At 33.8% G+C, this 25,616-nt stretch carries 26 protein-coding genes; 12 read left to right on the top strand and 14 right to left on the bottom strand.

Annotation, left to right across the window (positions count from 1 at the left end):
- Window positions 1-2 precede the first annotated feature (2 nt).
- The 4 genes from ACFEL1_RS04050 to ACFEL1_RS04035 all read right to left on the bottom strand — a co-directional run bounded on the left by ACFEL1_RS04050 (window position 3) and on the right by ACFEL1_RS04035 (window position 3,989).
- Window positions 3-335: a ferredoxin family 2Fe-2S iron-sulfur cluster binding protein gene (locus ACFEL1_RS04050; RefSeq protein WP_341751628.1), complete on the bottom strand. Its 333-nt coding sequence runs from the start codon at window positions 333-335 to the stop codon at window positions 3-5.
- A 28-nt stretch (window positions 336-363) separates the two neighbouring features.
- A complete protein-coding gene (gene hscA, locus ACFEL1_RS04045; protein ID WP_375331498.1) occupies window positions 364-2,169 on the bottom strand; it encodes a Fe-S protein assembly chaperone HscA in 1,806 nt (601 codons plus the stop codon).
- Window positions 2,160-2,660 carry a Fe-S protein assembly co-chaperone HscB gene (hscB, locus tag ACFEL1_RS04040; RefSeq protein WP_375331497.1) on the bottom strand — a complete coding sequence of 167 codons (501 nt, stop codon included), beginning with the start codon at window positions 2,658-2,660 and terminating at the stop codon, window positions 2,160-2,162. The genes hscA and hscB overlap by 10 nt, the downstream gene beginning before the upstream one ends.
- A gap of 87 nt (window positions 2,661-2,747) precedes the next feature.
- On the bottom strand, window positions 2,748-3,989 hold the full coding sequence (locus ACFEL1_RS04035; RefSeq protein WP_342279175.1) for an MFS transporter: 1,242 nt from the start codon (window positions 3,987-3,989) through the stop codon (window positions 2,748-2,750).
- Window positions 3,990-4,517: 528 nt separating this feature from the next.
- On the opposite strand from ACFEL1_RS04035, the gene rpmI reads away from it, so the two are divergent.
- The 4 genes from rpmI (at window position 4,518) to ACFEL1_RS04015 (ending at window position 7,004) form a co-directional block, all read left to right on the top strand.
- Window positions 4,518-4,721 carry a 50S ribosomal protein L35 gene (gene rpmI, locus ACFEL1_RS04030; protein ID WP_341747956.1) on the top strand — a complete coding sequence of 68 codons (204 nt, stop codon included), beginning with the start codon at window positions 4,518-4,520 and terminating at the stop codon, window positions 4,719-4,721.
- A gap of 27 nt (window positions 4,722-4,748) precedes the next feature.
- Entirely contained in the window at window positions 4,749-5,105 is a 357-nt protein-coding gene (rplT, locus tag ACFEL1_RS04025; protein WP_341747957.1) for a 50S ribosomal protein L20, read from the top strand.
- Between the two features lie 578 nt (window positions 5,106-5,683).
- Complete coding sequence (locus ACFEL1_RS04020; RefSeq protein ID WP_341761670.1) at window positions 5,684-6,235, top strand: hypothetical protein; 552 nt, start codon at window positions 5,684-5,686, stop codon at window positions 6,233-6,235.
- Window positions 6,236-6,251: 16 nt separating this feature from the next.
- Window positions 6,252-7,004, top strand: a complete 753-nt coding sequence (locus ACFEL1_RS04015) for a hypothetical protein (RefSeq protein ID WP_341762629.1) — start codon at window positions 6,252-6,254, stop codon at window positions 7,002-7,004.
- Between the two features lie 5 nt (window positions 7,005-7,009).
- Here the strand turns inward: ACFEL1_RS04015 and ACFEL1_RS04010 are convergent, their stop codons facing one another.
- Window positions 7,010-8,074 (bottom strand): hypothetical protein, encoded by a 1,065-nt coding sequence (locus tag ACFEL1_RS04010; protein ID WP_341762628.1) that lies wholly within the window; start codon window positions 8,072-8,074, stop codon window positions 7,010-7,012.
- A gap of 29 nt (window positions 8,075-8,103) precedes the next feature.
- Window positions 8,104-9,456 carry a signal recognition particle protein gene (gene ffh / locus ACFEL1_RS04005; protein WP_375331496.1) on the bottom strand — a complete coding sequence of 451 codons (1,353 nt, stop codon included), beginning with the start codon at window positions 9,454-9,456 and terminating at the stop codon, window positions 8,104-8,106.
- A 237-nt stretch (window positions 9,457-9,693) separates the two neighbouring features.
- Here ffh and ACFEL1_RS04000 point away from each other — a divergent pair, with 237 nt between their 5' ends.
- Both ACFEL1_RS04000 and ACFEL1_RS03995 read left to right on the top strand, forming a co-directional pair.
- Window positions 9,694-10,503 (top strand): class I SAM-dependent methyltransferase, encoded by an 810-nt coding sequence (locus ACFEL1_RS04000; protein WP_375331495.1) that lies wholly within the window; start codon window positions 9,694-9,696, stop codon window positions 10,501-10,503.
- A gap of 58 nt (window positions 10,504-10,561) precedes the next feature.
- Window positions 10,562-11,908 (top strand): MFS transporter, encoded by a 1,347-nt coding sequence (locus ACFEL1_RS03995; RefSeq protein WP_375331494.1) that lies wholly within the window; start codon window positions 10,562-10,564, stop codon window positions 11,906-11,908.
- Here the strand turns inward: ACFEL1_RS03995 and ACFEL1_RS03990 are convergent.
- From ACFEL1_RS03990 to ACFEL1_RS03975, 4 genes are all read right to left on the bottom strand, one after another.
- Entirely contained in the window at window positions 11,799-12,539 is a 741-nt protein-coding gene (locus ACFEL1_RS03990; RefSeq protein WP_375331493.1) for an HD domain-containing protein, read from the bottom strand. The genes ACFEL1_RS03995 and ACFEL1_RS03990 overlap by 110 nt on opposite strands.
- Before the next feature lie 684 nt (window positions 12,540-13,223).
- Window positions 13,224-14,057 (bottom strand): 3-deoxy-8-phosphooctulonate synthase, encoded by an 834-nt coding sequence (gene kdsA / locus ACFEL1_RS03985; protein WP_342278226.1) that lies wholly within the window; start codon window positions 14,055-14,057, stop codon window positions 13,224-13,226.
- Between the two features lie 17 nt (window positions 14,058-14,074).
- Window positions 14,075-14,380 (bottom strand): preprotein translocase subunit SecG, encoded by a 306-nt coding sequence (secG, locus tag ACFEL1_RS03980; protein WP_341755495.1) that lies wholly within the window; start codon window positions 14,378-14,380, stop codon window positions 14,075-14,077.
- Window positions 14,377-15,117 (bottom strand): triose-phosphate isomerase family protein, encoded by a 741-nt coding sequence (locus tag ACFEL1_RS03975; RefSeq protein WP_375331492.1) that lies wholly within the window; start codon window positions 15,115-15,117, stop codon window positions 14,377-14,379. Before ACFEL1_RS03975 ends, secG begins: the two co-directional genes overlap by 4 nt.
- Before the next feature lie 90 nt (window positions 15,118-15,207).
- On the opposite strand from ACFEL1_RS03975, the gene ACFEL1_RS03970 reads away from it, so the two are divergent.
- On the top strand, window positions 15,208-16,896 hold the full coding sequence (locus tag ACFEL1_RS03970; protein WP_375331491.1) for a peptidylprolyl isomerase: 1,689 nt from the start codon (window positions 15,208-15,210) through the stop codon (window positions 16,894-16,896).
- Between the two features lie 421 nt (window positions 16,897-17,317).
- Window positions 17,318-18,160, top strand: a complete 843-nt coding sequence (locus ACFEL1_RS03965) for a hypothetical protein (protein WP_375331490.1) — start codon at window positions 17,318-17,320, stop codon at window positions 18,158-18,160.
- A gap of 589 nt (window positions 18,161-18,749) precedes the next feature.
- Here ACFEL1_RS03965 and ACFEL1_RS03955 read toward each other — a convergent pair.
- Complete coding sequence (locus ACFEL1_RS03955) at window positions 18,750-19,193, bottom strand: hypothetical protein (RefSeq protein ID WP_375331489.1); 444 nt, start codon at window positions 19,191-19,193, stop codon at window positions 18,750-18,752.
- 650 nt (window positions 19,194-19,843) lie between these two features.
- Here ACFEL1_RS03955 and ACFEL1_RS03950 point away from each other — a divergent pair.
- Both ACFEL1_RS03950 and groL read left to right on the top strand, forming a co-directional pair.
- Window positions 19,844-20,131: a co-chaperone GroES gene (locus ACFEL1_RS03950; protein ID WP_341762618.1), complete on the top strand. Its 288-nt coding sequence runs from the start codon at window positions 19,844-19,846 to the stop codon at window positions 20,129-20,131.
- 30 nt (window positions 20,132-20,161) lie between these two features.
- Window positions 20,162-21,817: a chaperonin GroEL gene (gene groL / locus ACFEL1_RS03945; protein ID WP_375331488.1), complete on the top strand. Its 1,656-nt coding sequence runs from the start codon at window positions 20,162-20,164 to the stop codon at window positions 21,815-21,817.
- A gap of 347 nt (window positions 21,818-22,164) precedes the next feature.
- Here the strand turns inward: groL and ACFEL1_RS03935 are convergent, their stop codons facing one another.
- Window positions 22,165-22,770: a carbonic anhydrase gene (locus ACFEL1_RS03935; protein ID WP_375331487.1), complete on the bottom strand. Its 606-nt coding sequence runs from the start codon at window positions 22,768-22,770 to the stop codon at window positions 22,165-22,167.
- Between the two features lie 59 nt (window positions 22,771-22,829).
- Window positions 22,830-23,417 (bottom strand): UbiX family flavin prenyltransferase, encoded by a 588-nt coding sequence (locus ACFEL1_RS03930; protein WP_342279177.1) that lies wholly within the window; start codon window positions 23,415-23,417, stop codon window positions 22,830-22,832.
- An 89-nt stretch (window positions 23,418-23,506) separates the two neighbouring features.
- On the opposite strand from ACFEL1_RS03930, the gene ACFEL1_RS03925 reads away from it, so the two are divergent.
- Window positions 23,507-23,707: a DUF465 domain-containing protein gene (locus ACFEL1_RS03925; RefSeq protein ID WP_375331486.1), complete on the top strand. Its 201-nt coding sequence runs from the start codon at window positions 23,507-23,509 to the stop codon at window positions 23,705-23,707.
- Window positions 23,685-24,314 (top strand): guanylate kinase, encoded by a 630-nt coding sequence (gene gmk, locus ACFEL1_RS03920; RefSeq protein WP_375331485.1) that lies wholly within the window; start codon window positions 23,685-23,687, stop codon window positions 24,312-24,314. Before ACFEL1_RS03925 ends, gmk begins: the two co-directional genes overlap by 23 nt.
- 373 nt (window positions 24,315-24,687) lie before the next feature.
- Here gmk and ACFEL1_RS03910 read toward each other — a convergent pair whose 3' ends face one another.
- Entirely contained in the window at window positions 24,688-25,362 is a 675-nt protein-coding gene (locus ACFEL1_RS03910) for a bifunctional (p)ppGpp synthetase/guanosine-3',5'-bis(diphosphate) 3'-pyrophosphohydrolase (protein WP_375331483.1), read from the bottom strand.
- Window positions 25,363-25,616: the final 254 nt, after the last annotated feature.

Genomic DNA, 25,616 nt, shown 5'->3' with positions numbered 1-25,616 from the left:
AATTATAAGTTAATATTACGGGTAGCAGATGGCAAGCGAACCCTTATACCGTCAAGTTCTTCACTAACAATAATCTGACAACCAAGTCTTGAAGTATGGGTAAGACCAAACGCTAAGTCAAGCATATCTTCTTCTGCTTCAGAAGGATTTTTTAATTTGTGGTAAAATTCCTCATCTACAATAACATGGCAAGTGGCACATGCTAGTGATCCTTCGCATGCACCTTCAAGATCAATGTCGTTTTGATGAGCAATTTCCAAAATAGACAATCCGAGAGGGGCATCCACTATTTTTTCCGTACCATCTTTGTCTATAATAAAAATTACTTTAGGCATTAATTATCATTCCTCTTTTTTAAAACAATCATCTTATTTTATCAATATGCTTACCTTTCAGTAAGTCTAAAGTAGCACTATTTAATCTTTCATAAAAGAAATGCTCTGTTATAGTCTCGAAAGTTTTGCTACATTCTATAATGTAATCACGATCATTTGAATCTATTGCTTCTTTCAGAGTGTTAATTGCAGTATCAATTTTTTCCATTTCATTCTTTGCAAGAATATTCGGCGTTTCTCTAATAGCATTTTCTATATTATAAATCAAAGATTTTGTATGAATAATTGTTTCTTGCAATAATTTCTTATTATGATCACTAGCAGCATTTTGATAAGCATTTTCTAGAATTTCGGTAATTTCACTTTCGTTTAAACCATAACTTGGTTTTAACGAAACAGCATGTGATATACCACTATTTCTTTCTAGAGCTGACACTGACAAGATGCCATCTGCATCAATAGAAAATGTTACTTCTGCTCTCACTCCTCCTGCTTTCATCATTGGTAATTTTAGTTCAAATTTTGCCAGTGACCTACAATCTTCTACCATTTCTCTCTCTCCCTGTACCACATGCAGCTTCATAGAAGTTTGGTTATCTACATAAGTGGTGAACTCCTTAGTAACCGATATCGGTATGGGGCTATTACGAAGAATGATTTTCTCAGTAATACCACCATTTAATTCTATACCGAGTGACAAAGGAACTACATCGATTAATAAGGAATTAACATTTGCCGAAGTTAGGTTCTCTGCTTGCAGGGCTGCTCCCCATACTACCGCTTTATCTGGGTTAATATCCGAGAAAATAATAGTATTAAACGTTTGTGCTAAACTTCTACTAATTAAGGGTATGCGAGTTGAACCACCAACAAGGATGATACCTGAAATATTAGGATTTCCTGCATGTTCTAGCGTATCTTTGGTAATATCTATTGTACGTTCTACCAATGGTAATATTAACTGCTCAAAATTCTCTAGATCTAACTCCAATAGCGTCGCCTCCTCGTATATCATAGCACATTTATTTTGACCACTAAGTGTTTCTTTAGCTTTTTTTGCTAATTTTATTAACTCGCTAGATTCTAGTAATTTATATTTATCACAAAAATGCCTCATCACTAAGTGGTCAATATCATCACCACCTAAAATATTATCTCCACCAGTGGCAATGACCTGAAATACGCCCGTTTGCATATTTAGAATTGATACGTCAAAAGTACCACCTCCTAGGTCATACACTAAATAACACCCTCTACTATCTTTATTTAAACCATATGCATAAGCTGCTGCTGTTGGTTCTGCAATTAACCGTAATACCCTAAACCCTGCAATTTTTGCAGCTAGCATTACTTCTCCTCTAGCAGCATCGTTAAAATGTGCTGGCACGGTTATTACAGCTTTTTTGATTTCCGAATTTAATTTTTGAGTAGCCTGTTTCTTTAAATACAAAAAGATTTGTCCGGCAATTTCTGGAATCGTCAGTAATTTTCCAGCAAACCTTATTCGTAAAATTTCACTATCTAAATCAATATAGTCTTTCACTAGAGTAAAAAGAACAGGGTTGTTGCGTATATCAGATAGTTTTTTACCAAAAAGTCTTTTAATAGAACGAAAATTGTCAATTATATTATCATTGCCAACAATAAAGTCTTTACCATGAAATGCTATAACTGATGGTATAAGTCCTCGACCATGATCATCTATGATAATTTGTATTATTTGTTTATTTGATAAAGCAATCAATGAGTTGGTTGTACCAAAATCAATACCAACTGCTATATCCTTATCATGTTGGTTAGAAGAGCCAGCTTCGCTAATTTCTATTATTTGCATGACTTGATTTTTAGTTGAATATTATTAATTAAATTTTTAAGGTATTTAAATTTTATGGTAATATCAAGAGCGTCTTGCATATTTTGATCTTGAAATGCAATAGTTAGAGATTCAATAAGTTGTTCTTTTTCAAGGATTTTGTTATTTAGCATATGCTCTAACTTAGTTAATTCTTGAGTAGTTTCAACAAGTTCTAATTCACTCCACACAACATTTAATTGTTCCTTTGAGATACCTTGCCTAACCGTTATTTCATCCAAGACTATATTGTTTAAAAGTAGAAGATACTCAGCTCGTGCTAAATCATCTTTAAGAATTGAATAAGCTTTATTTATATCAATAGAGATAGCCAAATTTTCTTGCCTCGCATTGTTAGTTTTAGCTCTATCTGGATGATATTTTGACTGTGCAGCAAAATATTGGCGATCCAATATATTTAAGTCAATATTATATTTTCGTTCTACATCTAATAACTCAAAATAACTGCTCATAATCACTTCTAGTAACGCGAATTTGGGATAAGAATTTGTCAACTCTTGAAATCATAGACAGTATAGCATAGTAAAGTATCAAATCTATTAAATCTTACGTATCCTTAAAAAGGCTGGTACAAATAACATGCTAAATAACGTAGTCAATAAAAAAAGTTGAGGCCAGTCCATATAATTTGCACAAATACCAGATAAAAAGGATAAAATAATCCGGACGAAGGAGCCAAAAGAAGATATAATTGAGTATTGTGTGGCTATCAATTCGCTACTACATAAACTAGAAAAATAAATAAGAATCGCTGTATTACCAAGCCCGCAACAAAAATTCTGTACAGTAATTGTTATAGTAAATATAAGCATATCATGACCTACCATAGATAAGAACACAAACATTAAGGGTGACAGTAATTGTAGACTACCACATATTAGGATGCTTCGGGATATTCCTATTTTTGCAGTTAAAATGCCGCTAATGACTCCTCCAGAGATCATTAGCATGAATCCATATGCTTTTGAAATAGAAGCAATTTCTTGAGAGGTAAAAGACAAGTCAATAAACACTGGCGAACTCATTGCCATAGGAATTGAGTCGCTTGCTTTATATAGAAAGACAAACAGTATAATGAACATCCAGTTAGGATGATTTCGTTTTAACAATAGTAAGCTATCACCAATGACTTGAAAATATTGTGCAGGTGAAATTAAATCAGTAGAGATGTGTTGAGTTTTTTTTGTAATAGGTTCTTGCATATATAAGGTTATTATAGGTGCAGCCATTGTTATAAGAAAGATACATAGATATACAAAGTACCAATTAAAGAGGCAAGATAAATACAACGCCCCTGTACTATTAATAAGTATTCCTATGCGAAAACCAGTTGAATTAAAAGTTGTGGCAATTGAGAGATCTTCTTTTTTTGTAGTCCGTTCTATACGGTATGCATCTAAGACAACATCTTGAGTTGCTGCACAACAGGAAATAATAAAAATTAAAATTGCGGTAATAATTATGTTAACAGGGGGATCTATAATTAAAAACCCACTAATAGTGACTAATAAACATGCTTGGGTAACTAGTGTCCATCCACGACGTTGACCAAATTTTCGACATATAACAGGTATAGAATATTTATCAATAAACGGTGCCCATATTGGTTTTAAGCAATATGGAATAGATGTTAGAAACATTGCACCAATAATATCAGTTGAATATCCCGCCTGTGATAATTGGTAATGAATAGTAAATGATACTAAAGAAAAATTTACCCCTGCAACTATTCCTAGCAAGAATAAGCAAATAAAATAAGAACGTGTATGATTAGTTAGCATATTCAGGAGTGATATCCATCTTTTCAAACAATTATCTAGACATTACACCCCAATTCGGGATAAGAATTAGTTAATTCTTATCCCGAATTCGTGTATTACGTATATTTATTTAGTAATACAGCTTTTTTAATAATTTCATATAGTTAATATGCTAACCTCATGCAGGGCAGTTTAAAAATCCCAACTAATGATAGAAAATACTAAATTATAGAAATAAATAGTTGTCATCGCGAGCCACAAAGTGGCGTGGCGATCCAAATAAACAGCTCGCTGTTTTATTTTTTGCCACTGCAACTTTTGGATTGCCACGTCGCCGCTTTGTGGCTCCTCGCTAATAGACATTTATGCATTTTAAAAAACAAACTTTTCTATCATTAGTTAGGACTTTTAAACTGCCCTGCCAAAATATTTGCAAAATTGACTTGCAATAATGCTTAAAAATATTATACTTACGTCTATTAGCAACGTGGCTTTGGTATGCCTAGTTTTTGCTAGACTGATCTTAAAATACCAAATAAAGGAATTATAATGCCTAAATTAAAAACAAAATCAGCGGTAAAAAAGCGCTTTAAGCTTACTGCTACTGGCAAAGTCTGTGCCACTCAAGCTGGAAAAAAGCACTTTATGCGACGTCGTACAAAATCTCAGCTTCGTAACCTTAGAGGAACAACAATTCTCTGCGATCAAGATGCAAAGAACTTGAAAAAATTCTTTCTTCCATATGGAATTTAATAATTTAAATAAGGAAATAGGTGAGATATGTCACGAGTAAAATCAGGAAAAGTTTCAAAAAATCGTCATAAAAAAATTCTCAAACTTGCTAAAGGTTATAGGGGAAGATCGAATAATTGCTTTAGGGTAGCAATTGAAAAAGTTGAAAAAGCTCTACAATATGCTTATAGAGATCGTAGAAATCGTAAGCGTGATTTTAGAGGGCTTTGGATACAAAGAATCAATGCAGCAGTACGCGAGCATGATTTAGTATATTCACAGTTTATGGGTGGGCTGAAAAAAGCTGCCATAGATATCGATCGCAAGGTGCTAGCTGAATTGGCAGTTAACAACCCACAAGGTTTTGCAGATATAGTGGTGCAGGTAAAGACTCATCTGCAATAGACTTATTATACCATTTCCGAAAATTAATCATCACGTCGTCGTACTTCATGATCTCCGCTCCTCACATACTAGTTGTACGCGAAGGTAGCCGACACTCGTACTCCGAGTAGCAATTTAATTTTGGGAAATGGTATTAAACCTCTTGGATCATTCTACTTTTGCTGGTAATTTGGGCGTTGGGATTAGACTCAAATCCTCACGTATATTTGTTATACTGCTTGCGGGTTAAGGTTTCGGCTCTCCTGCAAATTCCGCAGAAGAGGATTCTGTAAGAGGTCTATTGTTGCGTGCAATTTAGAAATACAACTTAGAAGTAGTTTTGTCATCAAAGTAATGATAGTGTTGTGAACGGATTCTTTGTGGTAATTTTGTCGTCAAAATTTGCTTCCGTTTCTCACATACATCTGCGTACTGCTTGCGGTATTCAGCTACATTTTTCCTAAAAATTCCTCAAAAATTATTCAGTTTAATTGGCAACTGGAGATAGTAATTTATTGCATGTATCTTTGTACATTTAGTATAATCTTACTTATTAATTCATTCTTAAATTTTATTAGCAATATAAAAATAATAATTTTATGATTAAAAAACTTTTATATACTTTTTTGATTCTTATAATTGCTTCTACTATTTCTAGTTGTGGTCGGAATCTTGCGGCAAATACATATACTAGTGATTCAACATTAAATATTGTATTGGAAGGAAAGCTTCTTGCCAAAAGAGATATCAAAATCACGGAGGATGAAAGACTTGGTGATAATGCAGTTGGTGGTCTAACTGGTGCTGTCGCTGGTGGGGCGGTTGCTGCTAGCGGAACTAATAACGCGGCTATAATTGTTGGTGGTGCTATTGTTGGAGGTGTTACTGGTGCAATAATGCAATCTGCTTTGGGGGCATCAAAAGGTACAGAATATATCGTACAGGTTAATAGATCGAATTTGAAAGACGATTATTACGAAGGTAGCAGACTTCTAAGAAATGCTATAGCAGCTGTACGTGCAACAGGTATTATCACCATTGTGCAGGCTAGAGAAGATAAAACTAATCCTGTGATAAATGAGGGGCAAGATGTTCTAGTTATTCTTTCTGAGAAGAGATCTAGACTCATTCCAGCTACATATAAAAATTAATAAAAATACATAGTTAATGGTCAGAATTTTCTTTATAATTTTACTGTTTTTTTCTACATCGGCTTGTACTAAGACGACTTTTGTTAGATCTGCACCTGATTATTCGCAATCACTAACTAAGTCCAAAATTGTTTTGCTTTTACCACCAATAGTTGAAGTAAATCAAATTGATGCTTTTAACAAAAAAACGAGAGTTTATAGTTATGAGGATCGCCTTGAAGAAAATATTGTAGATACATTCATAACCAAAATGCAGGACAAAGGGTATAATATTAAACTTTTCTCTAGAACAGAAATTGGTACTAACAAACTGTCAAAATACGTCGTTGACATTAAGGATAATTTTGATGAAACTCTAAATATACTCTATGCTAGTGGAGCTTGGAAAGAGGATGCGGCATATTCTATTGATGAAAAAATTTCTTCTGCAGTTGATCTTGGTGAGAAAGCTGGAGCTGATTTACTAGTTGTAATGAATTTCTATGCGGAGAGTAAAACATCTGGTGCAGTAACTAAGGATTTTTGTACAGAGATTTTGAAGGGATGTATAACTGGTAGAGTCAATTTAGACCCATCAGAATTTTCGCGAGTTAGATTAGCTATTCTTGATGTACCAACTGGTAGGGTACTATGGACACACTCGGTAGGACTGTCTAGTGATATGATTGACACCACTATTGCTAGTTTTTCTGATAATGACAAAGTGGATAAGAAAAATCTTTCTATATTGTTTAATTCAGCACTTGCAGATCTTCCTGATGCGAAATAGGTTTGTTATACCTTCTTATATTCATCCACAGATGGCTGGTTGAATGGATCGATTTTTAGGTGATTTGCAATTAGGATAGTACTCAACATTACGTGAATAATTTGATCTACAATTACCTGTTCATCGATATGTACAAAATTCTCTAGCATCACTGGTCGTTTGACTTGACCTAATGCATTATATATATTATTAGCATGAGCAGCTAGAGCTATTTCAATATCTGAGCTTGCTTTGTTAGTAATAACTTGATAAAATTTATCATCCGGACCTTCTAAATAAAGCTGCAATTGACTGTGTTGATCAAATGTTCCTTTTGCTATTATAGGAGTTATACCAAAACCATTCTTACCAAGTGATTCAGCTATAATCTGTTGTTGCCATCTACATAGACCATCTAATTGATAACAATAATTAAACATAACTAACATATGTCTATTTAAAGAATATTGATTAAGATAATACTCCGCTATCTCACAAATATTAAATCCATCAAGAATAATATCTGATATTTTTTTTGAAGCAGCTAGTACGACTTTATGTACATCAACTCCTGCAACTGCGGTTGGGAGCAAAGATGCATTAGAAATTACGCCAAATCTTCCACTACGAATGTTATCATGTTCTAGACAATTTGTACCAAAAGACTCTGCTAAATTACGTAATAAATTATTACTAAACGGTACTATTACATAAATATTTTGAGGGGGAACGTGTAAAACTTCTAAAACATACTTAGTTAATAAATAGGTTTCATTTGTGTTCCCAGATTTACTCAATGAGAAAAAGACGGCTTTACTTAAATCAACTAATGCAAGTTTCTCATCAATTTCCAACTGATCTAAACTATCAAGATATATTAGCCTTTTAGTAGCTACTGCCTTTATACTTAATAATGCTCTAACATTTAGAGAAGACGCACCAAAACCTATAACTACCACAATATCATATTTTAAAGCAAGCTGAGCTGCGAGATCCTTTATGGCATCTTGCTTAATCAGATCAAACCTTAGAAAATCATATTTATTAGCTTTAATCTGTAAAATAAGATCGTTATATACCTTGCTAAGCATTTAATCTCCAGTCCTGCTAATTCAGATTATCATAATTTAAATAAGTTGCCTATACCACTACGCATTAGGCTTTTGGGATTCATATTGCTTGCCTTTTTCATGAAACCACTTATTTGTTTAAATTGCTTCAATAGACTATTCACTTTTTGGACTGATGTTCCAGAGCCTTCAGCGATACGTTTTCGACGTGAGGCATTTAGCAAATCTGGGTTTTTTCGTTCTTTTTGGGTCATAGATAAAATTATTGCTTCTTGGTGGTCTATTAATTTGCCACTTAATTTCGATTGATCGACTTTATCGATAATTTTATTAATACCAGGCAACATACTCATCATACTGCTGAATCCACCTAGTTTCTTTATACTCCTCATTTGCGTTAGATAATCTTCCAAATCAAATTTACCCTTTTTAAGTCTAGCAGTCGCTCTTTCTGTCTCTTGATTGTCTATTATGCTTGCTGCTTTTTCAACGAAGGAGATGATATCTCCCATATCTAATATTCTTGAAGCTATGCGTTCTGGGTCAAATAATTCTAGAGTTGTCAATTTCTCGCCAGCGCTTAAGAACTTAATAGGTTTCTTGGTAACATGTTTAATGCTTAGAGCCGCCCCACCTTTGGCATCGCCATCAATGCAGGATAAAATTACGCCGGTAATCCCTAATTTTTGATCAAAATTGCTGGCTATAAGCACCGAATCTTGCCCAGTCATTGCATCAACCACCAAAATTATCTCTTTTGGATATATTAAATTTTTTATATTTGATGCTTCTTTCATCATTTCATCATCGATTTGCGACCTACCTGCTGTATCATAAATAACGACGTCATAGGCAGATAATTTTGACTCGTGTAAAGCTCTTTTCGTAATATCTATAGGAGTATGGTTGGGGACAATAGTTAAACAATCTACCCCTATAGATTTACCAAGGATAGTTAACTGTTCCTGAGCACTTGGTCTATAAATATCAAGAGAGACTAAAAGTACCTTTTTATTTTGATTTTTTAGCCTAAGTGCTAATTTGGCACTTGCTGTAGTTTTTCCACTGCCTTGTAGACCAACCATTAAAATATTTACCGGCGGTTCAGATTTAAGCTGTAAACTACTTTCATCTAGAGACGAGGATAATATATTGATTAACTCATTATGGACAATCTTTACTATCATCTGCCCTGGGGCTACTGATTTTATGACTTCCTGCCCTGTAGCTTTTAATGTTACTTCAGCAATAAAATCCTTAACTACCGGTAGTGCAACATCTGCTTCAAGAAGGGCAATCCTAATATCACGCATAGTATCGTTTATTTGGGACTCCGATAAAGTACCACTTCTTTTGATACGATCAAAAATTTTCGTTAGATTTTGAGTTAATGTTTGAAACATAAAATGTAATAAATTACTTGAATTCACCGCATTGTAGCATATTTACTAATAATCACTAAGCATATTAGCAAAAAAAATAGTAATTAATTTGTGAAATAAAATTTTCAGATTCTATTTAGAACTAGTGATATTGTTACAACCAAGAATTTATTATTTCAATTTTCTATATTATTTTCTCTTGCTATCAATAAACCAAATCAGCAATATATTTACTAAAAAATAGATATATAAAATATAATGGTAAAAAAGAATAGCTATATTTTGGCAACTGGCAATGAAACGGATTATAGGCTTAGTATTCTGAATAAAATATATGGTAAATATACTAATATTCTATTAGACAGGTTAGAACTTCGCCCTAGTATGAAAGTAGCGATTATTGGTTGTGGATCGGGGGAGTCTATTGATGTAATATATCAGAAAATTGGACAAGATGGCAAACTATTATGCCTAGATATAAGCCAGAAACAGATAGAGCTTACTAAAAGTAAGTTAAGTAGTAAAAACATCGATATTGTTGAATATCAAGTTGCAGATATACAAGATTATCAGGGTAATGAGCAATATGATCTCGTATATTGTAGGTTTGTACTCATACATCTAACACATCCTCAAAAAGCCTTAAATAATATGTTAAGTTTATTAAAGCTAGGCGGAACTATTGCATGTGAAGAGCATGATTATAAAGCCATATTTAATTATCCATATGCTCGTTCAATAGAACAATATAAAGAATTATTACATAAAATTGAAAAAAGACTTAGTGTAGATTATTCTTATGGTATAAAGCTATTTAATATTTTGTGTAGTCTTCAATTAACAGATGTAAAATTTGATTTTCATCAACCAGTTTTTAATGGGGCTGAAGAAAAATTATTATTAAAATTATCTCTGTTAGAAGAAAAAGAACATTTTATTAAGCATAAGTTGATCAATAATTTAGAAATAGAAAAGATGCTAAAAGAAATGGATCAGATTATTCAAGATAAGACGGTTATACAAAGTGCAGGTGGGGTGTTTCAATCTTGGGGGAGAAAACTCCAATGAGTAGTATAATTTACTCCCTCATAAATATATTTCACTGAACGCAAATGCGAGGCAAATAATGTTAAAATATCAGCAAGAACAAAGAAGCTTAACTAGAGAACAAAAAGAAGCGGTAGGATTGCTTTCGATAGGGACATTCTTAGAATATTTTGACCTGATGCTTTATGTGCATATGGCTGTATTACTAAATGAGTTGTTTTTTCCAAAAGCCGATCCTCATACTACTGCTCTTTATTCAGCTACAGCTTTTTGCTCCACCTTTGTTTTTCGACCTGTTGGAGCATTAATTTTTGGTTATATTGGGGATACAATAGGACGTAAGTCAACAGTTATCATTACAACTATAATTATGGCTTTATCTTGCATTACAATGGCAATGCTTCCCACTTATGCTCAAATAGGTATCACCGCTACTTGGATAGTTACAATATGTCGCATAATTCAGGGTGTATCTTCTATGGGAGAAATAATAGGAGCAGAACTTTATATGACTGAATCAACACAACCTCCAGTTCAATATCTAGCAGTAGCGTTAATTGGTTGTTTATCTGCAACAGGAGGAATGGGAGCTTTAGCCATAGCATCACTTGTTACTTCTTATGCTTTTAACTGGCGGTATGCTTTTGTGATTGGGGCTGGTATTGCACTCATTGGGGCAGTGGCTAGGACAGCCTTAAGAGAATCGCCTGACTTTGCGGATGCTAAAAAACAATTAAGAAAACTATTAGAACAAACTAATATAGACAGAAAAAAATTAAATAATAATTCTATCTATACAGAAAAAGTTAATAAAATATCCGTACTTTCTTTATTTTTAGTCGATTGTACGTGGCCAGTATGTTTTTATTTTCTTTACTTTTATTGTGGTAATATTTTAAAAAATTCTTTTGGTTATAGTAGTGAAGAGGTTATACATCACAATTTTATGGTTTCTATAGTACATTTTGCTAGTACGGTATTGTTAGTCTACTTAAGTTATAAGATTTACCCATTAAAGATTGTCAAAATAAGATTGATTGTATTTGGGGGATTTATTTTGGTTTGTCCTTACTTAATGTTTAACATTAAAACTCCACTGGAATTATTCTTGATACAGTCATTTTTTATCTTATTTCGTACGGATTATTCTCCAGCTATGCCAATCTTTTTTAAACATTTTCCTGTGTTTAAGAGATTTACTTTTGTTAGTTTATCATTTGCAATATCTCGTGCCTTAATGCACGTAATTACTTCTTTTGGATTCGTTTATTTAATAGAATATTTTAGTCATTGGGGATTATTAATTATTATGTTGCCTACTGCTTTGGGTTTCGCTTTTGGTCTACGTCATTTTGAAAAGTTGGAAAAAGAGGTTGGAAATTATCCTCAAAAATCATCTTCTCTCCTAGTGAAAGAGGTTGCTTAATAGATAAGTGTTGATAGCATAGTTCAATAATTTGTTTTGTTACTGTTGGTATTTTTAAATGCATAGCTAAAGTTACAAAATGTATTACCGTCTCTTCTATAATATTCTTAATTTTTTCAGGAGATTTTACACCAACAGTTTCTAAATTATGAATCCGATCAAAAATTTTAATCAATGCTACATTATATTTTTTTTGTTGAATTAATAAATCTAATGTTTCCGCCGAGCTAATCTTGCCACTAGGTTTAACCCTAGTCAAGTCTTGCACTTGACTAGCCACTTGACTGCCAAAAATATAGGCAATCATCTTTTCGGTAAGTGTTGTATCCTCGATAGTGTCGTGTAGTAATGCGGTAACTATCATGTCAGTCCTAAACAATCGTGGAATTTCTAGGGCTGTGTACTGGGCAAACATATAAGCCACCTCTATTGGATGCGAGTAATATGGCTCGCCGGATTGTCTCATTTGACTGCCATGATATTTTTTAGCATAGTAGATGCCTTTTTTGACTTCATCAATGTCTATTGGTTGCTTTACTTTTGTATTTAGCAAAATTAATTCATTAAGCAACCTTTCAGCATATGCACAAGACTGGTATCTTGAATTATCCCAATAGTTAATATCTTCCATAAGAACCACAATATTTTAATTCTAAAGTCATTTTAAACTAAAATTTCGACTGTTTAAAGCATTTACTATTTTTTATTTTTAAAAAGATGCAATATCTTCTAATCTTGTTGTATAAATTACAGCATAGTACCATTTTTTATGCTGCTGTTAAGAGGTCTTCCGAGCGTCTATTAGCGAGGAGTCGCGAAAAAGCGGCGACGCGGCAATCTAGGATACGCACAACTGTTGAAAGTTAAAAAATCGTCATCGCGAGGCGTCGATAGACGCCGTGGCGATCTCATGAAGTAAGCTCTTCTTCACAAGATTGCCACGTCGTCGCTTACAGCGACTCCTCGCAATGACGGTTTAGGGCTTACAAAGCTTATCGCGATGACGGTTTTTTAACTTTCAACAGTTGTGCCAGGATACGCGAAGCGTTACTCTAAAAAAACAGCTTCGCTGTTTACCTAGAGCATCTAAAGAGCCTTGCTATGACGATTATAGAAAAATGTAGGTATACTCTTCTGCTTTGAAAAATTGTTTTTTGAAAATATCATGGATTCGCATGCTCACGTACTATATGTACGCTCCGCTTGCTCACCATTCATTTTCAAATCCAATTCTTCAAATCATTTGAGTATACTATGGGTGCAGGGACACCCTAGGCTATTAAACCGATGTCTTACATAAATACTTGAGGTTATGTTATATCTTAAATATTGCTTTAGTTAGCTCATCATAGCTCTTTAACCTAACCAATATAGGTTCTAAATCATCCAGCTTGATCATACAAGGTCCGTCACTTGGGGCATTATCTGGGTCTTGGTGAACTTCCATAAAAATGCCTGCTACTCCAACGCTAACAGCTGCCCTTGCTAATATTTCAACATATTTTCTTTCGCCACCACTACTGTTGCCTATGCCACCTGGTTGCTGAACTGAATGGGTCGCGTCAAAAATTACAGGGGTCTTAGTTTCTGCCATAATTGGCAAACTACGCATATCCGATACTAATGTGTTGTAACCAAAACATGCACCCCGTTCGGTAAGCATGATATTCTTTGCACCAAACGCTTCAAGTTTAGCATACACATTCTTCATATCCCAAGGGGCAAGAAACTGACCTTTTTTAACATTAACAACCTTATTAGTCATAGCTGCAGCATGCAGCAAATCTGTTTGTCTACATAAGAAGGCAGGGATTTGAATTATATCAATAATTTCAGCAACTTTAGCACACTGATTCTCTGTATGAACGTCAGTAAGAATAGGGCAGTTAAAGGCTGTTTTTACTTTAGATAAAATTTCCAGCCCTTTCTCAAGACCGCTACCCCGGATACCATTTATTGAAGTTCTATTGGCTTTATCGAATGACGATTTATAGATAAAGGGTATGTTAAGTTTAGCAGTAAGGGTCACAAGCTTGTCAGCCATAAATAATGCATGATCTAGATTTTCTATTTGACAAGGTCCAGCAATAAACACAAATGGTAGGGTATTACCAATTTTGATATTATGTAAATCAATTATTTTTTGCATAACTTAGTCCTTAAATTTTACTTGGCAATTGGCAAGCTAGACTCTTCTTGTTTATCGTCAACTTGCTCAATTTTCTTAATTATCCCAAGGTTTTTCTTAGAAGACAGATTGGCAAGAATAATAGCATTAATTATAAACAAGGTGGCAAGCACTACCGTGGTTTTAGTCAAGAAATTAGCTACAGTTCTGCCTGTTACAACACCCATATTACCACTACCACCGCTCATACCACTTAACCCATCATTGCCAGTCTTTTGCATCAGAATTACGATAATTAGCAGTATTGCTATTACAATATGAACAAAAAGTAATATATTCATCATTTTTTAAAAAACCTATAATTTAATATTTGAACTAAAATTTGATAATCAAGTGAAGATTTGCCAATCATAACCCCATCAATATTCTGTACACTTAATATTTTTTCTATATTACCTAAATTTACAGATCCACCATACACTAAGCTAACATTATTTGCAACTTGGCTTTGCTGAAGAAAATAATTGAGGACATCAAATATTTCTATTAATTCTTCTTGGTTAGGAATAATGCCTGTTCCTATAGTCCAAATCGGCTCATACGCTATTATCACATCTATCCCCTCCCCTATTGTATCATTTGGCAGGGATTCCACTAATTGTTTTAATAAAAAATTTTTATAATTATTATTTCTTCGTGTAGCTAGGTCTTCTCCGATACAAATAATAGGGCTAATCTTGGCGTTTAAGCAATTCTCTGCTTTTTGTTTGATTAATTCATTGGATTCTTGAAAGAGACTTCTACGTTCACTATGACCAACAATAGCGTAATTAATACCACTTAGTTTCAGTAGTAGGCTTGAATATTCTCCAGTATAACTTCCTTGTCCTTCGAATTGACTGACATTTTGTCCACAAAACTCTATAGATTTGAATTTATCAGATAAATAAGCAAGATAGGGAGCAGGAGGAGCTATAATAAATTTGTTGTTATGTTGCTGCTCTGTCAGCCTAGCACAAAATTTAAATGCATCATCTAAACTTATATGCATTTTCCAGTTAGCAATAATAAGTTTTTTCATAAAAATCGCTTGCAGATATTAGTGTACAGAACTATTGTACTATACTATTTTAGTATACTACAAAAACTTGAAGAGAAAAATTTATAATTTATGTTAAATAATATTAGAAACGCTGCTGATAGTTTTGTAATGCGTGTTTTACTTGGAATGATTGCCTTTGCATTTGTTGGATGGGGAATTAAAGATGTATTACAGACTACCAATAATTTTGATTTGATTACATTTTCTGATGCAAAAACTATTAGCGAAGAAGATTTTCTAAAAGCAAAAGCCGAACAAATTCGTGTTATTCAAAAACAAACTGGAACACATCTTAGTGAAGAAGATATAAAGCAGTTGAATATTGATAATTTTATTGTTAAAAAACTTATCAATAATCGCATTATGAACTATTTAGTACACTATTATAATCTAGATATAACTGATGATACTGTGATTCAGTTTATTAAAGAATCTGCTAATTTTAAGAATGAGCAAGGTCTATTTGACATAGCAGTCTTTAAAGGTTTTTTAAAAAATTCTTATATTAATGAGGAGGACTATGTATCTGACGTAAAAGAACACACCTTAAAGAATACTCTAATTAGTATTTTTATAGAATCATTTCAAACACCAAAAATAATGGTCAAAAATATCGTAGACTATATGGCTGAAACAAGAGAGGTCGACCTTGTACAAATTGACCTAAAAGCTCAGCCTAAAGGTGCGTTTATGACTTATGCAACTTCGGTCGAGTTAGAAGAACTATACAAGCAAAATCAAGAGTTATTTGAAATACCGGAAAAACGTAGCTTGTCTTATGTAAAAATATCAAGTGAAGTGTTAGGTAAGCAAATTCATAATAGCGATGAAGAATTATTGAAGTTTTATCAGGATAACCAAGAAGAATTTGCTAATAAAAAATTTAGCGAGGTACGAAAACAGGTTAATGAATTATTGCAACAACAAAAAATAGAAGAGCTGAAGCTACTGTTAGCAAAAAATTTAGAGGATGATGTAGCAGCTGGTTCAAGTTTAACAGAAATTGCTGGAAAATATGAATTACCAATACAAAATTTGGATTCTGTAAGCTATAAGGATTTAACTAATAATATACAAGATGAATTTCAAGATTTGGTTAAGCCTGCGAGTGGTGAGCGGACTAGGCGTAGTCAAACCGTTGTTCCTACGCGAAGTCCCATCGTGCCACAACGCCAACATTTGAAAGGCGAATGGTATGTTGATCTTGGCCAAAATGCTGACAGTATTTTTGATCTTGCAGAAGGAGAATTATCATATCCAATGGAGATAACTGATCAAGGAGCTTTTATATTGGTTGAGATTAAATCTATTCAGCCAAGTAAACTACAAGAATTCTCGGCAGTCAAGGATCAAGTATATGAACTATGGTATAAGCAATATATTAGAAAGATAAATTTAGGAAACATAGAGAGTCTTGCTAAAGAATATAAACCTAGTAAAAGTAAAAAACCTCTAGACATTACTACCAACCAAGCTGCAACTTTTTCTAGGTATGAAGTTCACAATAATCAGCAATTACCAGCAGAATTACTATCAGCAATTTTTAATGCTAACATTGATTCCAATACTCCAGTTTTTCAGTCAAAAGATAAGGCATATTTTGCTTATGTAAAATCAAAAAGAATTGATAAGACGAAAAGGCAAGAAATTCAGAAAAAAAATGAAGTAGATATTGCAGTAGCCATAAGAAACAATGTTATTGATGAGCTGATTAGCTATGCCATTAAGAAAAATAAAATGAAACAAAAGAGTATGTGATTTATATTGTATGTTATCATTCACCTTACGTATAGCATTTAAAAATTGCAGAAAAGTACAAGAGTCTATTAGCGAGACCACGTAGTGCTAGGTGATGCACACAAAATTAGTAAGATGTATACAACTTTTAGTTAAACGTCATTGCGAGGAGCCACTTTGTGGCGACGCGGCAATCCAAATTACTTATTATATTTTTTGTGGATTGCTTCGTCGCCACAAAGTGGCTTCTCGCTAATAGCGCTAGGCTGTTTTTTCTATGACTTTTAAATTGCCATGGGGGTTACGCATAAGGTGAGTTATTATGATATAAATATGACAATTTATATAACTAATTTTAACTATATTGTTACTAAATCTTGCATATTAATATATATTAAGATTATATTATGTCATATTAATATAATCTTAATATGTGTTTATTATGTCAAAAGATCGTACGCTATTAGCAAGGCTTTCTACCGCAAAACAATTACTTGAGAATAAAATTGATAAGACAGAACGAGCTAAAAAGTTATTTGCTACTGATAGTACTGTTCATGAGATATTGCAGGCTGCTGATTTGGAAAAATGTTGTAATTTTGTAGAAAATACGGAAGATAGATCAGTAGCTAGTCAGGGATTAAAAACTAGTTTAAAAGATCTGCATAGTCAACAATCTATCTTATCAAAGTATAATACAGTTGATTGTAAAAAGTTTAAAGAACGCAGTGACCAAATATACGAAATAATTCAAGCTAGAAAGTTACTTAAATGTATTGACCAACATGATTTTAAAGAAGCACTGAAGATTGCTGGGTTGAGCTATATAATTAAGAAGGGTGCACCATGGATAAGTAGAATATGGATAACAGAAAATACTTTTTTTGAAAATTTGGATAAATATTTAGAAGTTAAACAGGAAGAATATAAAGTAATACTAGATGCACATCAAGCTGAATGTGAGCGTGAACCAAGTGCTCCAGCACTACCCCTATCAACTGTTCTTGAAGGATCAAGTAACTGTAATAATATGTATGTTACTAATAACAACCATCCAGCAGCAGATTCTGTACAACCTAGTGTACATTTATACCCGCAACTACATTCAGATATTACGACTACATCCCATACAATGTACTCTCATCTGAAACCTCGTAAACCTGCTGCCCCACCTCCTCCAATACCAGCTTCAATACCACCTTCATATAGTGAAGCAGTGCATGATGTGTCAATAGAATCTGATGAGAATAACCACCTTTTAGGTATTGCAGATCATTATAATTAAGCTCAGCTTTGTGGTTATACCACAATTGTTGAAAGTTAAAAAACCGTCTATTAGGGAAGCATTGTTGTAAGGTTTAAACCGTCTATTAGCGAGCGAACGTACGTGAGCGTGGCAATCCATGAAGTTTGTCATATGGATCAACTATGTTCGCAATAAAAATTTAAATAAATTTGGTTTAAATTTTTATTGCTTCTGCAGAGCTAGTTAAATCACGTAACTTAGCATTTGCTTCGTCGGCTTATGCCTCCTCGCAATGACGGTTTAGGGCTAACAACGCTCCTCGCAATGACGTTTTATAGACGCCTTTTATAGACGTATTCGTAGGTAGCCACGTACTATATGTACGCCTAGCACCTAGACCCTTTGACTCTTGCTACTATCAGGATTTTGATTCTATCGTATATCAATTCTTCATTTACGAGTAGTATATTAGACCTCTTTCGAAACTCGCTTATGCTGAGGGATTTGAAGGAGACGCGGAACACAGAACCGCAGCGTACTCAGATGTACGTGAGGATTCGAGTACCGCATCGACGTACAAATCACCAGCAGAAGTAGAGTTTCGAAAGAGGTCTATTATTCATCTGTATTAAATATTTAATAGTTCATTAGCAAATTTATAATGGTTTTTACAATAAGTAGCAGCCACGTATAAAAAATAATCATCCTCTATATTTACTTTTTTCAAGAGTACTTTTTTATAGGATTTTTCGTAAGTAGTAACGGTAATTAGGCCGGCAGATGACAAAGTACCAAGTACAGACCAAAGTAGAGTGTTAATTGTTGTATGCCGTAGATTTTCGTTAATTAGGATGGTGACAGGCTTATTATTGCAGCTCATTACTTGGCGGATTAATTTGCCAAAAGTACTGTGGTCATAAGGTCCTTTAGATTCGATAATTTTTACTACTGTTAGTCCTTCTTGTTGGCTGGTAGTAATGACATCATCTCTAAGTTTTAGATCCTTAGGATGCTCATAAACTGGATCAAAAAAGATGATTGCTTCAGAAGGTAAAGTTGTTGTATATGTCATAGCAGTATCCCCTTTATGATTAAACTTAAAGTTATCAAGTTTTAACCACCAAAGAACCTTGAGAGATTACTTTGGCGATCGGGGAGTTAGTAAACTGTATAGCATAACAGCTACGCTAGCCTTTAGGTTTAAGGTTTACACCTTAAACCCTGAACATAGCTAACATCTCCCCGACCATAACAATCGAGGATTACACCTTTATTCGGCAGATGTGTTCCGATGCTATAAGAGGTTACTACACCCCAAAGTAACTTTGCAGTTACTTCACTTTTAATTTTAAACTATACTCCTATAAAGTCAATAATAGAAAAACTTATGCGAGGATAAAAAAGGTATTACTCGGTAATCAAGTTTTTTAGAATTATTAAAAAATACGTCTATTAGCGAGAAGCCGCGAAAAAGCGGCGACGCGGCAATCCAGTATACGCGAAGCGTTACTCTAAAAAAACAGCTTCGCTGTTTACCTAGATCGCCACGGCATCTAAAGAGCCTTGCTATGACGGTTAAGGAAAAACTTGATTATCGAGTATTACACACAATTTGCTCACAGCGATTATTCTTAAAAATTTTTCTTTTTACCCCTTGAACTGTTATAAAATCAAGCATATATAGAATACACATTATTAAGTATTAAATCTATGGAGGTAAGAATGTCTTTTAGACCATTGCACGATAGAATTGCGGTAAAACCAATTCAACAAGAAGAAAAAACAAGTGGAGGAATTATTATTCCTGATACAGCAAAGGAAAAACCAATACAAGGTGAAGTAGTAGCTGTAGGTAAGGGAACAAAAAGTGAGAATGGTACTGTCCATCCATTAGAAATAAAAGTAGGAGATAAAGTACTTTATGGCAAATGGGCTGGCACTGAAGTAAAAGTTGATGGTTTAGATTTGGTCATTATGAAAGAAAGTGATGTCATGGGCATAATTGGTTAATAATTTATTTATTGTAAGGAGAATATATATATGGCAGCAAAATTAATAAAACACGGCTTACATGCACGTGAACAAATGCTAAAAGGTATTGATATTTTAGCTGATACCGTAAAAGTAACATTAGGTCCAAAAGGTAGAAATGTTGCAATTGAACAATCATTCGGGGCACCAAGGCTAACCAAAGACGGTGTAACTGTTGCAAAAGCCATTGAACTAAAAGACAAAGCTCAGAATTTGGGAGCTCAATTAGTGAAATCTGTGGCTAGCAAAACATCTGATGTTGCTGGTGATGGAACAACTACCGCAACTGTGCTAACTCAAGCAATAGCAAGAGAAGGCAATAAAGCCGTAGCAGCCGGTTTTAATCCTATGGATATAAAACGCGGTATAGACTTAGCGGTTAACCTAGTAGTTGAAGAAATTAGGAAAGCAAGTAAAAAGATCAGTAGCCAAGAGGAGATTGCTCAAGTTGGTACTATTTCATCAAATGGTGATAAAGAAATTGGTGAAAAAATTGCCATGGCTATGGAAAAAGTAGGCAAAGAGGGAGTAATTACCGTCGAAGAAGCCAAGAATTTTAGTTTCGAAGTAGATGTAGTTGAAGGTATGATGTTTGATAGAGGTTATCTATCACCATATTTTGTTACTAATTCTGAAAAGATGGTAGCAGAATTGGAAAATCCTTTTATCTTACTATTTGAAAAGAAATTATCAAATTTACAACAAATGTTACCAGTACTTGAAGCGGTAATGCAATCAGGACGTCCTTTACTTATAATCGCTGAAGATGTAGAAGGAGAAGCACTGGCTACTCTAGTAGTAAATAAATTACGTGGTGGGTTAAAAGTTGCGGCAGTTAAAGCTCCTGGCTTTGGAGATAGAAAAAAACTCATGATGGAAGATATATCTATTTTAACCAATGGTCAGCTTATCAGCGAAGATCTTGGTATGAAGCTTGAGAATGTTAATATCAAAATGTTGGGTACTGCTAAAAAAGTTACCATCTCTAAAGAAAATACTGTCATAATTGATGGTGTTGGTAGTAAGGCGGATATCGCTACTCGTTGTTCACAAATTCGTAAACAAATTGATGAATCTACTTCAGAGTACGATAAAGAAAAATTACAAGAGCGTTTGGCTAAACTTGCTGGTGGTGTAGCTGTCTTAAAAGTTGGTGGTACTACCGAAGTTGAAGTAAAAGAAAGGAAAGATCGTGTCGAGGATGCCCTACATGCTACTAGAGCTGCAGTAGAAGAAGGTGTTGTTGCAGGGGGTGGGGTCACTCTTTTCTATGCAGCAAAAGCTTTAGAATCGTTAAAAAATACTAACGAAGATCAACAGGCTGGTATTAACATAGTTAAGAAGGCATTGCAAGCTCCAGTAAAACAAATTGCAGAAAATGCTGGTGTGGAAGGAGCTATTGTAGTTGGAAAACTTAATGATAGTAAAGACAAACATTTTGGCTTCAATGCTCAAGATATGACTTATGTTGATATGATTAAGGCTGGTATTATCGATCCAACAAAAGTTGTACGTACAGCTTTGCAAGATGCAGCATCAGTTGCTTCTTTAATTATTACTACTGAAGCATTTATTATTGATGAACCAACTGATAAAGATGAACCTGCTATGCCACGTGGTGGCATGGGTGGTGGTATGGGCGGCATGGGCGGTATGGACTTCTAACGCTCATTTCTTCATACGAATAAACCCCAATTCGGGATAAGAATTAGTTAATTCTTATCCTGAATTGGCTTTAATACAAGGAAAAATGCATTAGACTTCTTTCGAAACTCGCTTATGCGCAAGGGTGTGAAGGAGACGCTTCACCTCGAACCGCAGCGTACTCTAATGTACGTGAGGATTCGAGTACCGCATCGACGTACAAATCACCAGCAGAAGTAGAGTTTCGAAAGAAGTCTAATAAAATTTACTTTGCTATAAGCCGGATACATGACTGCATTCGATCTTTAGGTTGCGGAAAGCTTAATTCTTGAAGTTCTACCTGAGTATACCTGAGTATGCTCAAGAACCTAAGCAAGGGGTAGATATGTTTGTTGCTTATCAGAATAAGTAAAAATTTGCCCAGTTTTTATATCAAAAAACCATAAATGAATAGTTAGCTCTTTCTTGGTCACTAGTTCATTAATCCATGGAAACGTCATACAATTTTGATGTGATTGTTTAAGTGCTAATTTTGTATAATCATCAGCATTATGATGTCTAAAATTAGGTGTTTTTATCAGAGAGACCCAGTTGGTTATAAAATCATTTTGCACTCTATCGTCACTATTTAATAATTCTTGAATTCCTCCACATTGGCTATGTCCTAATATAATTAAGTGTTCAACTTTCAAAAAGCATATTCCAAACTCTAAGGCAGCACTTGTGCCATGATGAGATCCATCTTTTTCGTAAGGAGGCACAATATTTGCTACATTACGTACAACAAATAAATCCCCTGGATCACATTGTACTATTAATGCCGGATCTACTCGTGCATCACAACAAGCAACCACCATAATCTTTGGTTGTTGACCATCCCGGGATAGACTCTGCATAATAGATTTATTACCATAAGCATATTTTTTTCTAAATAGCTGATAGCCTTTTAGTATTTTTTCAAAACTTTGTTGCATATATGACCCTCAAGACGTCACTGCAATTATAGCAGATATTTTTCAAGCACTAATAGATTTTAAATTTTTGTAGGCATACCATCCCAACGTTTTATTAAATCAGTATTAATATCAAAAATATCAAGAACCCGCGAAATTGAATAATTTATCATGTCATCCAAGGTTTTAGGTAAACTATAAAAAGCAGGTACTGGAGGTGCAATTATCCCACCATAATTCGTTACTTTTAACATATTTTCTAAATGACCTAGATGTAAAGGAGTCTCTCTTATCATCAACACCAGTTTTCTTCGTTCTTTTAGTGTAACCCCTGCTGCTCTACTGATTAAATTATTCTCAATACTGCCAGCAATTGATGCAAGAGTTCTCATGCTACATGGGGCTATTATCATGCCAAATGTCCTAAAAGCACCGCAAGCAACCCTAGCACCAATATCAGAAAGATTGTAACAGTAATCTGCTAGATATTTTACTTGTTCTATGGAATAATTCGTCTCATGTAATATGGTAAGATGAGCAGATTTTGAAATAATTAGATGACTCTCAATATTTATCTGCCTTAGAATCTCAAGTAACCTTATACCATATATTGCTCCAGAAGCTCCAGAGATTGCCACAAGCAATTTTTTTTTATTATCGCTAGTCATAGCTATATTTTTTCCTTTCAAAGTGTGTTTGCTTATATTAAGATGATGCTTGGTTTACAAAAAACCAAGCTTTTAACTGATTATGGAGTTTGCAAATTAGTCTCATGAGCCACATACAAAGTTTACAAAAAAAACATAATGATTTAGAAAGACTAATAAATACCGGATTTTTGCATTTGCAAGATAATACTAAAATCAGGCAGTTAAAGAAACAAAAATTAATATTAAAAGATAAAATTCTATTGCTATATAAAGGTTTCACCAAGAATGCTACTATCTCTCAGAAGTAAAGGATTAGCTATTATTTTGTCTTCGCCCTCGGCTACTGGTAAATCTAGCTTAGCTAGAGCAGTTTTAAAAATTGATAGTAATCTTAGATTGTCCGTTTCTGCAACTACTAGAAGGCCAAGAACAGATGAAGTTGATGGAGTAAGTTACTATTTCAAGACCAAAGAGGAATTTAATAAATTAATTGAGCAAGATGCATTTCTTGAATATGCAAATATTTACAATAATTATTATGGAACACCTAAAAAAGTTGTAGAAGACTTACTAAGTCAAGGGTTAGATGTTTTGTTTGATATAGATTGGCAAGGTACAAAGCTAATAAAAAAAACCTTGCCAAATGTAATTACAATTTTTATTTTGCCACCGAGTCCTAGTATTTTGCAACAACGAATTAAAAATAGAGGGCAAGATAGTAAAGAATCAATAAAGTTGCGTATGAAATTGGCTACTAAAGAAGTGTATTATGCCAAACAATATGATTACGTGGTTATTAACGATGATTTTGATACCACTCTTGAAACAATATATTCTATAATCACTGCTGAGCGATCGAAAAGAATAAGACTTGATTTAGGCAAGTTTTATAATGATTGGCATGACCAACTCTGATGTTATCCCATAACTGTTGAAAGTTAAAAATCGTCATCGCGAGGCGTTGACAGATGCCGTGGCGATCTTATGAAGTAAACTCTTCTTCACAAGATTGCCACGTCGTCGCTTACAGCGACTCCTCGCTAATAGACGGTTTAGGGCTTACAAAGCTCATCGCAATGACGATTTCTTAACTTTCGACAGTTATGGACGTTATTCTAGACAGTAGAGTTTACTATTACCCACAAATATTTATAGAGTTATAGTCAATTGATGAGAAGTTGGTGACGTCGTCACTCGTCGCTCGCCTATTACATATAGGCGTCGCTCCATCGCTCCTAGCACCAAATCCTCCTGAATTGACTATAGCCAACCGCCAACCTTGGATTAATTAGACAAAATTTCTCTCTAACGGTTCTACATTATTTATTTCTTTTATAAATTGTTCTTGTATTGTTTGCAAGTTATCTTGAAAATTATCCCAAAAATTTTTAATTTCTTGTTCGTAAGCAACCAGTTCAGATATAGTCCAATTAAATTGTTCAAAAAGTTTATATAAATTATTTAGTCCGATGTGAAGAACAATTATATTAAGTAATTCTGGAGAAAATAATTTTTTTATCCTTGCTTCTTGTGCTTCTTTATATTCACCATGATTAGCGATGCCAAACTCTGCTATATCATGCATTTGACTAGTCCGTACTTGTATTTCCACATTACGTCTAGATGTACCAATAGTAGTCACAATATGCAAGGAACTATAGCCGTTATCTTTGGGATTAACAATATAGTCTTTATATTTTTCATGGTTACTAGGATATATATCATTAATAATATCCAGTACTTTATAACAGTCTTCTAGCGTATCAACTATAATTCTAAAAGCAATGAGGTCAGTTAATTGATAAAAACCAATACCTTTTCTTACCAACTTCTTTACGATAGAATAAGGGTCTTTTAATCTGCAAGATATCTTCGCTACTATAAAATTCTCTTGCAATTTAGTACTAATAATATCAGTGATATTGTGTAAATTATCAATATCCTCGTATAACATAAAATGCATACTGTTACTTTAATTATTGATTTAGATTATTATATATACTTTACTATCAAGAATTCGCAAGTATTTACGAAGGCAATTCTTCAAAAGCATCGAATATACCTGTAATATTAATAAAAACTATTACCCTGTCAAGATCAAATTATTAATTTATAAATAAGAAAGAGCTTCCAAATGATATAATTTGTTAAATAATTTTTATATCGAATTGAGATTAATGTACTTAGTGTTTAGTTATTTTATGTTATTATAACCTC

The sequence above is a fragment of the Candidatus Tisiphia endosymbiont of Oplodontha viridula genome (assembly GCF_964264865.1).
GTDB lineage: Bacteria > Pseudomonadota > Alphaproteobacteria > Rickettsiales > Rickettsiaceae > Tisiphia.
This window is presented reverse-complemented; position numbering and strand designations above follow the sequence as displayed.

Bases quoted from the DNA above. Each gene is read 5' to 3' on its own strand.
- ACFEL1_RS04010 (WP_341762628.1), bottom strand. From the start codon at position 8,074: ATGCTTAGCAAGGTATATAACGATCTTATTTTACAGATTAAAGCTAAT.
- kdsA (WP_342278226.1), bottom strand. From the start codon at position 14,057: ATGCAAAAAATAATTGATTTACATAATATCAAAATTGGTAATACCCTA.
- ACFEL1_RS03955 (WP_375331489.1), bottom strand. From the start codon at position 19,193: ATGACATATACAACAACTTTACCTTCTGAAGCAATCATCTTTTTTGAT.
- ACFEL1_RS04020 (WP_341761670.1), top strand. From the start codon at position 5,684: ATGATTAAAAAACTTTTATATACTTTTTTGATTCTTATAATTGCTTCT.
- ACFEL1_RS03950 (WP_341762618.1), top strand. From the start codon at position 19,844: ATGTCTTTTAGACCATTGCACGATAGAATTGCGGTAAAACCAATTCAA.
- ACFEL1_RS04000 (WP_375331495.1), top strand. From the start codon at position 9,694: ATGGTAAAAAAGAATAGCTATATTTTGGCAACTGGCAATGAAACGGAT.
- ACFEL1_RS04035 (WP_342279175.1), bottom strand. From the start codon at position 3,989: ATGCTAACTAATCATACACGTTCTTATTTTATTTGCTTATTCTTGCTA.
- rpmI (WP_341747956.1), top strand. From the start codon at position 4,518: ATGCCTAAATTAAAAACAAAATCAGCGGTAAAAAAGCGCTTTAAGCTT.
- ACFEL1_RS04015 (WP_341762629.1), top strand. From the start codon at position 6,252: ATGGTCAGAATTTTCTTTATAATTTTACTGTTTTTTTCTACATCGGCT.
- ACFEL1_RS04050 (WP_341751628.1), bottom strand. From the start codon at position 335: ATGCCTAAAGTAATTTTTATTATAGACAAAGATGGTACGGAAAAAATA.
- ACFEL1_RS03995 (WP_375331494.1), top strand. From the start codon at position 10,562: ATGTTAAAATATCAGCAAGAACAAAGAAGCTTAACTAGAGAACAAAAA.
- ACFEL1_RS03910 (WP_375331483.1), bottom strand. From the start codon at position 25,362: ATGCATTTTATGTTATACGAGGATATTGATAATTTACACAATATCACT.
- groL (WP_375331488.1), top strand. From the start codon at position 20,162: ATGGCAGCAAAATTAATAAAACACGGCTTACATGCACGTGAACAAATG.
- ACFEL1_RS03970 (WP_375331491.1), top strand. From the start codon at position 15,208: ATGTTAAATAATATTAGAAACGCTGCTGATAGTTTTGTAATGCGTGTT.
- ACFEL1_RS03930 (WP_342279177.1), bottom strand. From the start codon at position 23,417: ATGACTAGCGATAATAAAAAAAAATTGCTTGTGGCAATCTCTGGAGCT.
- ACFEL1_RS03990 (WP_375331493.1), bottom strand. From the start codon at position 12,539: ATGGAAGATATTAACTATTGGGATAATTCAAGATACCAGTCTTGTGCA.
- secG (WP_341755495.1), bottom strand. From the start codon at position 14,380: ATGATGAATATATTACTTTTTGTTCATATTGTAATAGCAATACTGCTA.
- hscA (WP_375331498.1), bottom strand. From the start codon at position 2,169: ATGCAAATAATAGAAATTAGCGAAGCTGGCTCTTCTAACCAACATGAT.
- ACFEL1_RS03935 (WP_375331487.1), bottom strand. From the start codon at position 22,770: ATGCAACAAAGTTTTGAAAAAATACTAAAAGGCTATCAGCTATTTAGA.
- hscB (WP_375331497.1), bottom strand. From the start codon at position 2,660: ATGAGCAGTTATTTTGAGTTATTAGATGTAGAACGAAAATATAATATT.
- gmk (WP_375331485.1), top strand. From the start codon at position 23,685: ATGCTACTATCTCTCAGAAGTAAAGGATTAGCTATTATTTTGTCTTCG.
- ACFEL1_RS03975 (WP_375331492.1), bottom strand. From the start codon at position 15,117: ATGAAAAAACTTATTATTGCTAACTGGAAAATGCATATAAGTTTAGAT.
- ffh (WP_375331496.1), bottom strand. From the start codon at position 9,456: ATGTTTCAAACATTAACTCAAAATCTAACGAAAATTTTTGATCGTATC.
- rplT (WP_341747957.1), top strand. From the start codon at position 4,749: ATGTCACGAGTAAAATCAGGAAAAGTTTCAAAAAATCGTCATAAAAAA.
- ACFEL1_RS03965 (WP_375331490.1), top strand. From the start codon at position 17,318: ATGTCAAAAGATCGTACGCTATTAGCAAGGCTTTCTACCGCAAAACAA.